Origin of the sequence: Caldisericum exile AZM16c01 (genome assembly GCF_000284335.1) — a bacterium.
In the GTDB taxonomy this organism is placed as follows: Bacteria; Caldisericota; Caldisericia; order Caldisericales; family Caldisericaceae; genus Caldisericum; species Caldisericum exile.
This window is the reverse complement of the sequence record NC_017096.1, coordinates 138675-153685: the sequence shown is the minus strand read 5'-3', so window position 1 is coordinate 153685 and position 15011 is coordinate 138675. Positions and strand designations below refer to the sequence as shown.

Annotated in this window: 11 protein-coding genes; 1 reads left to right on the top strand and 10 read right to left on the bottom strand. The window is 35.4% G+C overall.

The window, feature by feature from the left end; genetic code table 11:
- Positions 1-201: 201 nt before the first annotated feature.
- On the top strand, positions 202-984 hold the full coding sequence (locus CSE_RS00705; protein WP_014452698.1) for a radical SAM protein: 783 nt from the start codon (positions 202-204) through the stop codon (positions 982-984).
- On the opposite strand, the gene CSE_RS00700 is transcribed toward CSE_RS00705, so the two are convergent.
- The 10 genes from CSE_RS00700 to CSE_RS00655 all read right to left on the bottom strand — a co-directional run bounded on the left by CSE_RS00700 (position 981) and on the right by CSE_RS00655 (position 14994).
- On the bottom strand, positions 981-2156 hold the full coding sequence (locus CSE_RS00700; protein WP_014452697.1) for a cytochrome c biogenesis CcdA family protein: 1176 nt from the start codon (positions 2154-2156) through the stop codon (positions 981-983). The two genes, CSE_RS00705 and CSE_RS00700, sit on opposite strands and share 4 nt — an antisense overlap.
- Before the next feature lie 15 nt (positions 2157-2171).
- Entirely contained in the window at positions 2172-4196 is a 2025-nt protein-coding gene (locus CSE_RS07785) for a copper amine oxidase N-terminal domain-containing protein (RefSeq protein ID WP_014452696.1), read from the bottom strand.
- A 9-nt stretch (positions 4197-4205) separates the two neighbouring features.
- On the bottom strand, positions 4206-5285 hold the full coding sequence (locus CSE_RS00690; protein WP_014452695.1) for a TlpA family protein disulfide reductase: 1080 nt from the start codon (positions 5283-5285) through the stop codon (positions 4206-4208).
- Positions 5286-5313: 28 nt separating this feature from the next.
- Positions 5314-6903, bottom strand: a complete 1590-nt coding sequence (locus tag CSE_RS00685; protein ID WP_172633852.1) for a copper amine oxidase N-terminal domain-containing protein — start codon at positions 6901-6903, stop codon at positions 5314-5316.
- Positions 6904-6981: 78 nt separating this feature from the next.
- Positions 6982-7293 carry a large conductance mechanosensitive channel protein MscL gene (gene mscL / locus CSE_RS00680; protein ID WP_014452693.1) on the bottom strand — a complete coding sequence of 104 codons (312 nt, stop codon included), beginning with the start codon at positions 7291-7293 and terminating at the stop codon, positions 6982-6984.
- 154 nt (positions 7294-7447) lie between these two features.
- Positions 7448-8665 (bottom strand): PIG-L deacetylase family protein, encoded by a 1218-nt coding sequence (locus tag CSE_RS00675; protein WP_014452692.1) that lies wholly within the window; start codon positions 8663-8665, stop codon positions 7448-7450.
- A 104-nt stretch (positions 8666-8769) separates the two neighbouring features.
- Positions 8770-12345 (bottom strand): stalk domain-containing protein, encoded by a 3576-nt coding sequence (locus CSE_RS08465; RefSeq protein WP_197535273.1) that lies wholly within the window; start codon positions 12343-12345, stop codon positions 8770-8772.
- A 65-nt stretch (positions 12346-12410) separates the two neighbouring features.
- Complete coding sequence (locus tag CSE_RS00665) at positions 12411-13136, bottom strand: ABC transporter ATP-binding protein (protein ID WP_014452690.1); 726 nt, start codon at positions 13134-13136, stop codon at positions 12411-12413.
- Complete coding sequence (locus tag CSE_RS00660; RefSeq protein WP_014452689.1) at positions 13124-14122, bottom strand: ABC transporter substrate-binding protein; 999 nt, start codon at positions 14120-14122, stop codon at positions 13124-13126. The genes CSE_RS00665 and CSE_RS00660 overlap by 13 nt, the downstream gene beginning before the upstream one ends.
- Complete coding sequence (locus CSE_RS00655; RefSeq protein ID WP_041726001.1) at positions 14119-14994, bottom strand: ABC transporter permease; 876 nt, start codon at positions 14992-14994, stop codon at positions 14119-14121. The genes CSE_RS00660 and CSE_RS00655 overlap by 4 nt, the downstream gene beginning before the upstream one ends.
- Between the last annotated feature and the right edge of the window lie 17 nt (positions 14995-15011).

Sequence of the window (15011 nt, the reverse complement as noted above, 5' to 3'; positions counted from 1 at the left end):
CCAGATTTTTATTATACTACAAAGTTATTTATCACCAAAATTTTAATTGGCAATTTCCAAAAACTTCAAAAAAATCGCTTCTAATAATGCTTTAAAGAATTTTGAAAAAAAGTGTAAAAAATGCCTCAAAACCTATTGACAGGATTGAAAAATTATATAAAATTCATATCGTTTGATGATTAATTAGAGGGAATAGAAGAATTGGCATACAGATACGTTTATGGACCTATAACTTCAAGAAGACTGGGGGTGTCGCTCGGGGTTACAACCGTGCCTCATAAGGTATGCAGTTTTAACTGTATCTACTGTGAGGTCGGAAAAACTACAGTTCTTACAAGCGAACGAAAGGAATATATCCCGGCAGAAGCAATTCTTGAAGAATTAAAGGACTTTTTAACAAACAACACAACAAAAATCGACCACATAACTTTTTCTGGTCTCGGGGAGCCTACGCTTCATATTAGGCTTGGATATATCATTAAAGAATTGAAGAAAATAACAGACATTCCTGTTGCAGTGCTTTCAAATGGATCCCTAATCTCACAAAACGATGCGAAGATGGACTTATTAAGTGCTGATATCGTAAAATTCACGCTCAACGCAACCGATAAAGAAACATACGAGAAAATCAATTTAAACCATCCCGACATAAAGGTTGAAGATGTAATTAAAGGCATTATCGAATTTAGAAAAATTTTCACGCACGAACTTTGGATTGAAGTTCTTCTTGTAAAGGGTATCAATAATACAATTGAAAATTACTTAAATTTATACGACGCCTTAACGCTTATACGACCAGATAAAATTCACATAAACACGGTTGTGCGTGCTCCAGCTTACATTGTTGAGCCATTGAGTTTTTCAGAACTACTTGAAGCATCACGCATTATAAATCATGGATCACAAGTAATATACAAAAGGGGCACAACAAGAGTTGCGCCTCAAACTGAAATTACAAATTCGTCTTTTAATAGATCTACTTAAATTCTTAAACTAATTATGTTAAAAAGACTCAGTGTCTTCAAGAAAAGGTATCCAAATAAAACCAAAAAGAGCAACCCTGTTGCAAGTTTAATTGTAGACAAATTATCCGTAAACCACTTGGAAATCTTCTCTGAGTTTGATCCCCGGTATGCAACATAGGTGATAACAATCAAAGGCAATACAAACATAAAATTGTATAGGACAAGGTAAAAAAACGCCTGTGCTTTAAGATAATCCAACCCAAAGATATAAACAATTGTTGGAAGATACGTTTGTCCCGTGCATGAAAACTCCACAATTGACACAGGGAATGCAACGAGAAACGCAAAGATAAACTCCGTAAGGACCTTGGGATTTCTCAACAATGTATGGATTGTCTTTTTCTCGGCTGTAGAAAGTTGAAGCGCCATATTCTTTATATCTCCCTTTTTTGCCTTTAAGTAATCAGAGAAGTTTAATACAACAAGCACAAAGGTAACGATTGCAGTCCCAAGATACACATACTTTGAGATATAATCAAAATATTTCCATCTTGATATTAGTTCAAAGAGTCCAATGCCCAAAAGAAGGTAGGATACACCAATGCCCAAAGTAAAAAGAATTCCAACAAGAAGAATCTCACGCCTATCTTTCTTTCTAAGCGCAAGAAGGGAAATAAAGAATATCAAAACCGTTATTGCGCACGGATTATAGCCATCAATTAGCCCTGCCCCTACAACCGTTAACACACCAAATTTTTTAAACAACTCAAGGAGTTCTGAATTTTCGCCCTGTGCTTTGATTAGCGCTTCGTTAAGAAAAGCATTGTCATCGTAGTTGAAGTTCTTAATTGTATTTTCAACATTTTTATACGCTTCTTCCCTTACAAACACGCTTTTCCCAATAAAAACTGCAGGTGTAACATTAAGTTTGTTTTCAGGAAGATTATAAATCTTTCCAAGGCTTGCAAGAAGTTCCTTATTTTTAGGTTCCGACACCGAAAACTCTTTTACCTCAATATTCGGATAAATTTCCTTAAGGGTTTCAAGGTATGACTTCGTAAGTGCACACTCAGAGCACCCAGGTGTGGAGAAGAAAAGAATTTTAATGCTAGGCGTATCTCCCTTAACAGAGGGTGCTAGAAGCAGCAATACGACTGTAACCACTAACCAGATTAACACAAATCTTTTCATGGGTATCTTACATTACTATGGGGTAATAACTATGGTCTTGGTTTCGGCGTTCCAGTCAACTTTATACCCCATTGTTTCTGAAATAAATCTTAGCGGAACAAATGTCCTTGCATCTTTTATAAGTGGTGCAACATCAAGGCTCTTCTTTACTCCATTTACGATTGCAAACCTACTTCCAATAACAAGTTCGATTCTCACATTCTCCTTTTGTAATAAGACTGTTCTTGTTTTTGAATCATATGAAACTTCAAAGCCTAATGCTTCCGAAACAAATCTCACAGGAACAAGGGTTCTTCCACTTGTTTTGTCAATAAACGGTTCTACATCCATGGTTTTCGTCTCTCCAAAGACGGAAATATTTTTACTACCCACCTGAAGTTTTACGGTATTATCAAATACATACATCACTACAAACTTTTGCTCTACTGATTTACCCGTTAGAGGATAAATGGCTTTCAGGTTCACAGGTTGCATATTATTCTTTGAGTTCGGAATAAGTTTATATTCAAAGTCACCATTTCCATTTACCTCAACCATCTTGTCATTTACAAGAACAAAACAATTTGATGGATATACATTCCCTTTTACAAGAATAAAGTTTGAGAATTTCTCGAAGTTTGATTTTGGAGATTCTATCGTAAGAACGGGTGTTGTGGTATCTAAGATTACCGTTAAAAGTTTTTCGGTTCTGTTGCCTGCAACATCAATAGCGATAAGATGGAAAAAGTTTTGTCCTTCTTTTAGGGTGTAAACGCCTTCAAATGAAAAGTCAGAAAGCACTTGCAGTTGATTTCCGTTGATATATATATCCCCACTCTCCGAAAGTCCACCTTTTATTAATATTGTATTTTCGTAAGTATAAGTTAGGTCTTTCAAGTTTAATGCTATATGAGGTGCTACCGTATCAACCTTGAACGTAAGCGATTTTTCTTCCTCTGTAAGAGTATTAGTCTTGCTGTAATACTTCACTGTATGGGTACCATCATTAATAACAATTGGATCTGTAAAAACCTTGTAGTCTCCATCATCTAACTTATAGTATGTAGTAGGTGTCTCAGACGTATTAGTTTCGGCAATCAATTTAACAATGACATTTGATATGAAATATCCGTTTTTGCCGTTAGGCTCGTTTGGCGTTGTTTCTAAAAGCGTTCGCACGAAATCTTTATCTTTGAAATCCACTTTTATTGAAACAGGCATCGGTTCTGAATCTGTAAAAACTTCTATTGTGTAGCTGCCCTGTTTTTTTGGGGAGATAATTCCAAACGATGGATAGAATTTTACCTTTACATTTGCATTTTTCCCAATTGATGAAGCAAGCGTTAAAGTAAAGGTGTTACTATTAATAGAAACCGATTTAGGGTTTTCTCCATTTATCGTAACGTAGTTTGCATCAGGCTTTTGAGGCAAAATAAATCCGTCTTGAAATCTTACATACACATTCTTGCCATTCATCACATCGCCAAGTCTTCCTGTGGTAAAGTCAAGCGATAACATTATATTTGCGTTGGTAAATTCCGGATCAGCTGAAGCACCTAAATTCTGGATTGTTGTTGAAGTTATTGTGAATGTTGCCTGCACCTTTTCAGGTTCTTGATCAGTCCAAACTTTCAATATGTAATCTCCTGGCGTTGTCGGATTTTGGAAACTTGCCGATTGTTTAATTAGAAGCTCTACTGTGTCATTTGCCTTTATTCCAGGGGACGGTACTGTGAAATAAACTGTCTTTGGCAAATCGTAAACAGGACCTGCGCCTGCTACCCTTGTTCCATTTATTAGAAAGCAATCCGAACAATGCGCATAAGCACAAGATGTACAAGGTATTGTAGATTCTTGAGGAAACTGTAGATATACTCTATCGTATCCCTGCTTAAGGTCAGAGTGCGTTACAAATGTAATTTTATATTCACCGTAAGCACCTCGATCGGAGGGACTCACAGAAATTGTCAAATTCCCAATAGAATTTGTTACTCCTCTAACAAATGTCAAGACTGAAAAAAGCATTACAAGCATTGTTAAAAAAGCAAAAAGTTTTTTCATTATATCCTCCTATTTTTGTAAGAACGCTTTTATGTTTTCAATTGTTTCTTTAATTGGCTCGCCTGGGCCTCTGTAGTAAACGGTCAGATCCTTGTCGACAAGTTCAATATATGGCGAAACATTCACTTTCAATTGAGTTGCAACAGTTCTATCAGGATCTAAAACTCCTATAACATTATCGCCGAGAGGTGCTGTAAGTCGCAAGAGTTGGTCTTTTTCTTGTGTAAATGCAAATACTATAAATTTAACATTTTCAATGTTGTATGTTTTAAAAAGATTCGCAAGTTGAGTTACACTTTCAACACAAGAGCCGCAACCAGGATTACCACCGATAATCACAATCTTGTTGTATTTAAAATCATTAATATCGTATTCTGTTCCGTTAACATCTTTAAACTTAATCTGCGGGAGTTTTGTTCCTCTCTCAGAAAATACATATCCTGAGACACCCAATGCACTAAATTTTTCCTTCCCATATTTTTCTATATAAAGAAGACTCATTGCCTCTCGTACTTTGTTTTTTATAATCGTCGCAACTGAACTATCACCGGTATAAATACCATCGGTTTGTTTTATTATCGTTTCTGCATCTTTCCCTTTGTAAGCGTTAAAGTATTTTTCAAAATCAATTCCAAGGTCAAAATACGTTGGATTAAAGGGCGTTAAGGTTTTAATTTTAAGGCCTTGATCAACGATTAAGAGCATCGCTACACTTTGTGGAATTCGTTTTTTATCCTTATTGTAAGATGGGTTATCTATAAGTATAGTAACTTCAGTTCCTACTGAATTCCCATTATCATCCACAATGTCTTCCGCTGCAAAACTATCAGAAAACTGTGCTGGGTCTGTAAGAACTCTGGGAGTAGTTAATGTGCCTTTAAAGCCAAATACCTCGGACCTTACATCCTCTTTTGGAATAACTTTTGTATACTTCTGAACTGATAGTCGATTTTTAAGATAGAACCCAAGGACTATAACAACTACAATCGAAACAATAATGCCTAAAATTAAAAAAACTCTTTTGTTTAAAATGTGTTTCCCTTCTTTTTTATTTACCTTTTTCGATTTTTTATTCTTCTTGTTAGACATAGTGTCCTCCTTCACCTATTGTAACCATTCAAAAAACAATCTTTACTTCTTTAGTTTTTGAATCCCAATAAACAGTACCTTTGAAAGTTTCAGAAATAAATCTTATAGGAACAAAAGTCCTCCCTGGGGGGAGAATTACAGGTGCAACATCCAAAGCAATACTTTTTCCATTTACAGTTGCAGTTGTTTTGTTAATGTAAAGTTTTATTTCGGTTGTATTTTCTCTATTTTTAATTGTGACTTCCTTTTTTATGCCATCCCACAATACATCAAAACCAAGCGCTTCAGATATGAATCTCACAGGGACAAGAGTCCTATTAGATATCTTGTCTATAAAAGGTGGCGCATCAAGTTTGTATTCTTTGTCATTTATATAAGCAGTAGTTGAGCCTATGTAAAGCCTTACAACTATCTCTGTATTTTCTACTACTTCAAAATTCACAAACACCTTTTCTTCGACAGAACCTTTTTTCAAAACGAGTGGCACAGAGTACTTCTCCGCCGCCAATTTTGATGAATCAAGTTTAGCACAAAAGTTTATTTTATTCCCAGAAGAAGTTTTTGTAAATTGAATAAAATTAGGACCTGAAAGACTCAATTCCTGTGTATTAAAGCTAAAATCAAAGACATCAAATGAAAAAGTGAAGACTGATCCCTTTCTCACGGTTCCTAAGTTAATTGTTTTATTAAAAAGAAGAATCGGCGTACTTAAATCAACGGAGTACAATTTGCCAGATTTCGTGCCAACGTAAATTAATTTTTTATCGCTATCAAACGCAACCGTTCTAACATCAAAGAATAGCTCAGAACTATTCAGAAAATAATTGACTGCATCACAAGACAAAAACAAACCTAAGGAATCAATCCCAACAATAACCCTATTATAATGGGCTTCAACAAACTTTATATTAGGAGATCCGGAGACGATATTAATCTTTTCAAACTTATTTTCACTTCCTGAATAGATACCTGAAGAGGTTCCCACAAGAACAACACCATTAAACTCTGATACAGAATTAACCGAAACATTATTCAAAACCTTATTCCAGACCATACCCTCGCTTATCGTTTTAGCATAATAAAACCCCTCATCAGTTCCAAGATAATAACCGCTACTTGCGATTAAAAATGCACTCGCTTTTACTGATGAAAGTCCCTTGTTTAAGTTTAAAAAAGTGGAGCCTTTATTAAAACTAGCAAAAAAACCACTACAATAGGACGCAACATAAATTCTATCACCTTCATGTTTAATAGAAGAAATTGTTGGGCAATCGACAAGGTTCCTGAGACTTATCCATTGTGCGTCTTCAAGGCTTCCCAAATAAAGCCCTCCCCCATCTGTACCAATATAATATTTTCCATTATAGTAATCTATAGCAGAGATACTTAACTCGGTCAAGCCTTCGTTCTTTTTTCGCAATGTCTTAAAATTATCAGAGGTGTAGTAAAGCCCTTCATCTGTGCCAATGAGGATAGTTGCTGAAGCTATGTATATAGTGTTGATTTGAGAATCAAAGGATCTAATGAGTTTAATGTTTAAATTTTGAGCATTAATATTACCAATAGTAAATAGATTAAGAATAAGCGCTATCAAAATTACAAATGATATTTTTTTCACACTCATCATGAAATAATTATACCACGCGAGTCTCTTTTTGCAAAACTTGGACAAAATTCTTGTAAGCCTGGAATTAATTCAATTTTTCTTTATAACTGTTTTTACTTTAGAAATACTGTTTGCCCATTTAATGAGTAAAAATACAATAAAGGCAACAATAAGAAAACTTATAATATTCGAAACGACTTTTCCGTAAAAGATACCATGCCACGATAACTCTGCTATACTTGTGAGTTTTAAAGTATTTAGCACAGGATTGAAAATAAGAGGCGTCAAAAGGTCATTTACAAGACTTGACACAAGTTCATTCAATTTTCCTCCAATGATTACCGCAACTGCAAGACCAATAACATTGTACTGCTTCAAAAATTCCATAAATTCGTTTAGCATATGTGCCTCCTTTAGTAGTTTATTTGTAGTCTAACCCAATCTTATCTTAAATCAATAGTCCACCACGGTGTTTCTGTTAAGCGTATGCCAAATTGCTCAAACGAAAACATCAAAAACGTTTTGTCTGCTTCATTAAAATACGATTTTTTTATATTTATAGAAAATCAAGTTCTTTAACAATGCCAGAAACTGTATCTTTTGTTTCAAAAATTTCTTTGTCATTATCAAACAATTTCACTTCAAGATTTGATGTAAGTCCTCTTTCGATCTCAAGTTTGTATTTAGGGAGTTTAACAAAATCTGTTTGCGTTTTTTCAGGGTATAAAAATATGTTTATTTTGGAAAGCCTCGGTGTGCCTTTAAATAAAGTGAAGTTTATTACATAACTATCACCAAAATCGCTTATTGAAGCACTTTCAACAAACGGTGTAATATCGAGTTTTTCCATGATTTTTTCACTCCACAAAGGAAGTGTATCCCCTAATTTAATAGGCTCCGGAATAAAGAACAACTCATTTTTCCTTACAAAACTTACCATGAACTTTGGCTTTGTAAGATACTGGCTTTTGTGTGCTTTTACGGCGGCTAATTTCTTTCCAATATCTTCTCTTTCAAGAGTAATATCTTCAATGTGACCTTTTGGCTCAATTAAAAAGAAACGCGGCATAGTAAGTGCTTTTGTTGGGTTATATCCCATTTGAAATGGCCAACCTTTAGCATGCACAAAATATGATAATGCCTCTACATTTTTATTATTAACCTCTTCTAAAACTGCCTGCGTTAATACTGAGACAGCCCTGTGATCTGGGTTTAAGTCATATTGAGATGGATAGAAAACTTTTGTTGGATTGATTTTCTCATATTCCGTTTTAAAGGCAGTATAAACATTATTGAAGTTAAAATTTTTACCTTTATCGTAGGCCCAACCTTCAAAAACGCTTTTTCTAAAAGTGATTCCTGAAAAATATGTCTTGTCAGGATTGGTAAGGATTTTCATCATCCCAAAATCAGGATATCCTAAAAACACAAGATGGTCTTTTGGGACTCCTAAAATTTTTGCTGCAGCAAGCGCCTCCTTATATCTTTTATAGGCAAGAAGATACGATGAAATAACAGGGAATGGGGCAAATTTAAGCATTGTGTCAGTGTTATGCTCGCCTGAAGTAATAAAGATTACATAAACATCTGCACCTTTACTTACGCTCTCCAAAATGACCTTTGCGCTTGAAAGTGCTTCATCGTCTGGATGAGGTGCAACAATCAAAATCCTATCGCCTTTTTCAATCATAATATCTCCTTTTATATTATTTGTATTCAATACCATATTTAATAAAAGCGTAAGAAGAATTGCAAATACAATTTTTATTTTCATATCATGCTATTAATATACTCATTTTTTAATAACTTCTTATACTTGAAGTAAACCTAATGATAAAGGTTTTTATAAACAATGTTTCGTGAATTAGTCTTTAAATCTCAGCCTCCATATGTTATCGTAATAGTTTTTGTTGTTCCATCCCACTGCACATCTGCTCCAAGAGATTCAGCAACAAATCTCAAGGGTATCATTGTCCTACCGTTGATTATTTCAGGGACAACCTTTGGATTAGTGGAGTCAATGGGAGTATCTGTGCCATTTACCTTTGCAATGCTTCTTCCAATCCAAAGTTCAATTGTGTTATTGCCAAGTGAAATGGTTACTTTCCTTGTTGTTGCATCCCAACTGACAGTTCCTCCAAGTGCTTCAATTATTGCTCGAATTGGTAGGAGTGTTCTACCATTTTTAATCACAGGAGGGGAGTCAAGAGTTCTTATATCACCATCTACAGTAAAAGAAGAGGAACCAATTTGGAGTGCAATAGTAGTTGTTTTCTTTTCGAAAAAGGCTTCAATTGTATGGTCAGAAGTAATGTTATTAAAGGTATATGTTGAAACTGCACCGACAGATTTACCATCAACTAAGACATCTTTAATTTTGTAGCCACTGTCTGGGGTAATTGTGAATGTTTGAGAGGAACCAAAACTAACTGAAAGAGTCTCTCCCGGTGTAATCGATCCACCTAAATGCGCATAGGTTTTAATTACAAAAGTAATCGGTTCGAAATTTACCTGAAGAGTCGAATCGTCATAGATACCCGACAATTTGAGGGTATATGTGCCGTTTCCAAGGTCTTTTGCGTTTGTTAAATATGAATTCCCATTTATTAACACGTCTTTAAGGCGAAATCCCGAATTAGGTGTTATGATAAATTCTTTTTCTTCGGTTGGAGACATTTCAAATTCACCTGAGGGTTCAACTTTTCCACCCAATGAAGCCGACACTTTCACAGTCGATCTACTTTCAAGTTTAAATAAGCCACCTCCATCTGTTCCTAAGAATATATCACCATTTTTACTTACGGTAATAGAAGTTGCATAATAACTTGTAAGCCCGTTATTTATTGAGGTATAAGATAAGTCTTTATTCAATATAAGCACACCACTATCGGTTGCAAGGTAGATAGTACCATTTTGATATACCATGTCAAAGATTACACTATCTTTAAGGATTGAATTTACACTATCTCTGTCAATAACATACAGCCCATCATTTGTACCCACAAAAAGAGAACCATCAAAAATTGCAATTGTATTAATTGTACTTCCTATATCTTTGAGTAACTCAAAGTTTTCAAAATCATTTGAGACAAGTAGCCCTCTATCAGTACCTGCATACAGTTTGCCATCATAATAGTAAAGGGCAGTACTTACACCATCGTAAATGAGTTTACCTGTATCCAAATAACCATTAATCTCAAAAATACCTGAATCCGTTCCTAAAAATATGATGTCTTTTCCATTTAAGTTAAATCCTGTAATAGCATAGACCATTCCCGAAAAATATCTTTTCCATGAAGAACCAAAATCGGTTGAGACAAGCAAACCCATTGAGGTCCCCGCGTAAATAAAATTAGGATTCGTTTTGCTTTGGAAAAGCGAAAGCACCGGAACATCAAATTTCGCATGGAATTCGAAGGTTTTACCACCGTCAAAACTCTTACCTATATTTCCAGAATTTGTTCCAACAAAAAGAGCATCATCAAAAGTTCTTACAACCCTTATGTACTCTTCAGAAAATCCCTCTGAATAGAAGTAGTATTTCATATGTGTAAAATCGTAATGAAGTATGCCAATGCCTGTTAAAAGGAGTGCGGTATTAGTTTTTTCATCATAATAGATTGCATTGTTAGACTCGATAGTATTTGGAAGATCAAGTTTTTCCCAGTGTTCTCCCGAATCAATTGTCCTAAATAATATAGGCTCATCATAGGCTATTTCAGGTAACCCAGTTACTCTATTCGTTCCGTATACAATAAAGTCACCTACAGCAAAAACAAGATTTGGATTATAAGAACTTACTAAAACATCTTTAAAGACATACCAACCGCTTGAGCCTCCCGAAATATTAAAAATCTTCGTGAGTGTTTTTCCTCCGTCACTACTTTTGTAAATACTTCCTAAAGTTGAAATATAGATAACATTAGGATTGCCTTTATAAATTGAAATTGAGGATATAACAAAGTCATCATGCCCGAGGTATTGCCAAGTTTTACCTCCATCATACGTCTTATAAAGCCCGTCTATAAAAGACGCAACATAAACGATATTTGAGTTGGTGGGATCTATTGCTATATAAAGAATAAAATCGCCTTCTTTAATCGACAAACTCTTTGTCCATGTTATGCCGTGGTCTTGTGAAACAAACACTCCTATTTCTGAACCTGCAAAAATTATTTGAGTCTGAGGCACAATTGCAACAAACGTCACAGAATATCCTGAAAATTGCTTTAATTCTACAAAACTTTCACCGTAATCGATCGAATGGTATAATCCAAGATACGTTCCAACAAACAGTTCCCTGTCATCGTTGGGATTTATCGCAACAGAAAAAACTCTATTACCAACAAACCCAAGATTTATAAAGTTAACACCACCATCAACGCTTTTGTAAAGGCCATTATCAGAGCCTACGTATATAATGTTTAAATTTTGTGGGTCAATTTGCATTTCTCCTCCTGTTATCGTAAGAGCAAATCCCTTAAAAGACTGCCCGTTATTGTCTGACCAAAGAAATGCATTTTCAGTTCCAACAAATATAGTGTCATCACTTTTTACATACAAAGAATAAATGCAATTTGCACGCACCTGCAACCTCTCAAAACTTCCCATATTCAGATCAAACCTGAAAAGAGAGCCTTTATCATTACCCACAATAACCTTGTAAGGATTATCCTTATATATGGCTACGGAGAGAAAATTCCCACTTGAAAGAAGCACGTTAATATTATTTAATGACACAAAATAAATAGGATCAATATCGCTTGCAAAGACACCGTCAGATGTCCCTATAACGATTTTTTTCTTTGAGACTGCGATACTATTCACTGTAAGATTTTGAAATCCAAGAAATTTGAAAGTTGAACTTTTTTCATCAAAAGAGTAAAGCCCATCGGAAGTACCTAAAAGAAGAGTAGAAGTATTTAATCTTGCAATTGAAAGAACGTCTTTGTCAGAAAGTCCTACTTCAATCCACTTATTATCTTTGAACTTATAAAGTCCTGCGTTTATTCCATCGTTTAGGATACCTGCATATAGAATGCCTACTCCAAATTCAACGCTTGTAACGCTTAATCTTAAATCTTGAAGAAGGTTAAAACTTGCTCCTCCATCATATGAGACAAATACGCCTGTTGCAGTCCCCGCATACACAATTTTAGGATTATTTCCATCAACTTTCACAACATATGTATTAAGTTCAGTTAGCCCGTTATTTATTGGGTCAAAGTGTTTACCTCCATCTATGCTTTTTAAAACCCCGTTCCCCCATGTTGCAAGATACACAACATTAGAGTTATTAGGATCAATCTCGATACCTTTAACAGGATTAAAGTAATTTGGAGAAGACACAAACCCGGCTTTTGAAAAAAGTGATCTCCAGTAAAGAGTTTTCCCAAATGCGATATTGGGAATAAGAAGAGACAATAAAATTATTAATACTGGTATTTTCTTCATTTCCCACCTCAGAAACATTATAGTATTGAAAAACAACAAAAAGAAATTGAAATGGGTGTGCCTATCTAAATATTTTCTCCGATTATTTTTTCAAGGACATGCTCAACTTTTGAAGAAAACTCATCAGTTGAAATTGTTTGAAGTGTTCTTGGGTGCGGTAAATTTATCTCAACAATTTCTTTTAATTCGCCGGGGTATTTGTGCATAATAACGATTATATCTGAAAGAAATACTGCCTCTTCAACATCGTGAGTAACCATTATGGTTGAAAAATTGAATTTTTGTCGCATATCTTCAAGATAAAGCCACAGTTTACGTCTATTTAAGGCATCCACTGCACCAAACGGCTCGTCTAAAAGTAATAATTCCGAATTCGTTAAAAGCGTGCGAAGGAGTGCCGCCCTTTGATACATACCCCCTGAAAGAGCATTTGGAAAGTAATTTTCAAACCCTTTAAGTCCAAATTGAGGAAGCACATCGAGCACTCTTTTTCTTGCTTCAACTTCACTTACCCCTCTTATAAGAAGGGGAATTTCAAGATTTTTCAAAAGCGAATACCAAGGGAGTAGTACTCCTTTTTGTGGCATATAGCCTAAAGGCCCCTCGGGGCGTGAAATGTATCCTTCGTAAGGCAAAAGTCCACCTATAGCCTTAAGAAGAGATGTTTTTCCACACCCAGAAGGGCCAATTATCGAAAGATAACTTCCCTTAGGTAATGCGAAACTTATACCATTTACCGCAAGGAAACCTTCGTAATAAACTTTAACACTCGAAACTTCTACTTCTTGCATGGAAGAAACTCGTTTGTAAAAAGTGTATTAACATCCTGGGGCTTACTTTTAATAATTCCAAGATTATACATGAGGTCTGTAAAATTCCTAAACACAGACTCTTTCATCACACCAAAACAACCAGATTCATCAAGATAGTATGGCGAAAGCCATTCTTGTGATTTTATAACAAGGTTTTTATCAAGTTCGGGTGCATACCTTAGAAGAATTTGGGCAGCATCCTTTGGGTTCTTATAAGCATAGGTATAGCCTTCAGAAATTGCCTCAACAAATGCCTTTACTATGTCGGGGTGATTTTCTATCATACTTTTACTTGTGATAAATATAGGAGTATAGTGATCAAAATTGGGAATATTGTCCTTCAAACTGTAAAAGTCAAAGTTCAGTCCTCGCAATTGCGCATCAATTCCTTCCCATCCATAGTAAACCCATGTGAAGTCATAGACCTTCTTTTGAAGCCCTGTAATAGCATCAAATACACCAAGTTCAACTTTCTTAATTGTTGAAGGGTTAACTCCATTCATTCTTGCAACATAATCAATAATTGCACTTTCCCAAGCGCTTCCCCAACCTCCATAGGTCTTGTTTGAAAAATCTTTTGGAGAAGTGATACCTGAATCTTTAAGCCATATTAGACCTGATGTATCATGTTGGAGAATTGCAGATATTGCAACAAGTGGCGCACCTTCATTTACCACATACTGGGTAAGCGACTCCTGAAACGAAATTCCAAAGTCGGCCTTCCCGCCTGAAACAGCAGTTTCTGGCCACACCTCAGACGGCTGAACAACTGTAACATCAAGATTCCTTTCCTTAAAATAACCTTTGTCAATTGCAACATATATGCCAGTGTGATTTGTATTTGGTGTCCAGTCAAGCATGAGTGTTACCTTTGTGAGATTTGAGAGTTTCGTCTCCTTCGGAGCACATCCAAACGAAGAAAAAAGAATTACAAAACTCAACAAAAACAGAATTACTTTTTTCATTTTTCACCTCCTAAGTAGCGTGTGAATCTTTGCCTCAGGATCGTTGCAGAGCCCCACATAAGAAGGCTGAAGATAATTATAATAATTGTTCCTGCAAAAACCTGATCCAGTCTAAAAGAGGAAAAAGACCTTCTTATGTATAGTCCCATGCCAACGGTTGTCCCCATCCACTCTGCTGTAAGGGTGCCCAAAATGGCATAGGGAGATGAAATCTCAATGCCTGTTATGATGTATGTAAATGTGTGCGGGAAAATCACATACTTGAATATATCGCTCTTCTTTGCTGAAATTGCCTTTAAAACATCAATCATGTCGGAATCGACGGTGCGTAGTCCAAGAAGCGTATTTACCGTTATGGGGAAAAATGTAGCCCAAATAACAACAACAATTTTTGGAAGCGTTCCAAAGCCAAGCCATAAGATTATAAGAGGTGCAATTGCAATGGTTGGTGTGGACTGTGTTATAACTGCAATAGGGTAAATAAGGTCTTCTATTGGCTTTGCGATGTGCATGATAAGTGCAAGAAGTATCCCAAAGAGGATTGAAAAGAAAAACCCAATAAATGTAACCTCAAGAGTTGCTATAAGATTTGGTAAAATCACATTTGATTGAGTTAAGACGATTTGAAGAGTTTCCATAGGCGAGGGAAGTATATAAGAAGGAACAAGTTTATGTATGGAGATTATTTGCCAAAGATACAAAAATAGGACAAATGAGATACCTTTTAGAATTCGTGAATTCTTAATCAACCTTACCAAAAGAACCACGAAAAGGAAAAACGCAACGATAGAAATAATTGAGGACTTTGAAAGAGTAAGTACAAAAAGTCCAAAAGCAAGTGCAATTTCAACAACCTTTAACGTTTTTTTCAAATTTAAAAACCTCCCGC

What these genes read in the sequence shown, in the direction of transcription:
- CSE_RS00700 (WP_014452697.1), bottom strand. Translation starts at nt 2,156, where the DNA reads ATGAAAAGATTTGTGTTAATCTGGTTAGTGGTTACAGTCGTATTGCTG.
- CSE_RS07785 (WP_014452696.1), bottom strand. Translation starts at nt 4,196, where the DNA reads ATGAAAAAACTTTTTGCTTTTTTAACAATGCTTGTAATGCTTTTTTCA.
- CSE_RS00690 (WP_014452695.1), bottom strand. Translation starts at nt 5,285, where the DNA reads ATGTCTAACAAGAAGAATAAAAAATCGAAAAAGGTAAATAAAAAAGAA.
- mscL (WP_014452693.1), bottom strand. Translation starts at nt 7,293, where the DNA reads ATGCTAAACGAATTTATGGAATTTTTGAAGCAGTACAATGTTATTGGT.
- CSE_RS00675 (WP_014452692.1), bottom strand. Translation starts at nt 8,665, where the DNA reads ATGAAAATAAAAATTGTATTTGCAATTCTTCTTACGCTTTTATTAAAT.
- CSE_RS08465 (WP_197535273.1), bottom strand. Translation starts at nt 12,345, where the DNA reads ATGAAGAAAATACCAGTATTAATAATTTTATTGTCTCTTCTTATTCCC.
- CSE_RS00665 (WP_014452690.1), bottom strand. Translation starts at nt 13,136, where the DNA reads ATGCAAGAAGTAGAAGTTTCGAGTGTTAAAGTTTATTACGAAGGTTTC.
- CSE_RS00660 (WP_014452689.1), bottom strand. Translation starts at nt 14,122, where the DNA reads ATGAAAAAAGTAATTCTGTTTTTGTTGAGTTTTGTAATTCTTTTTTCT.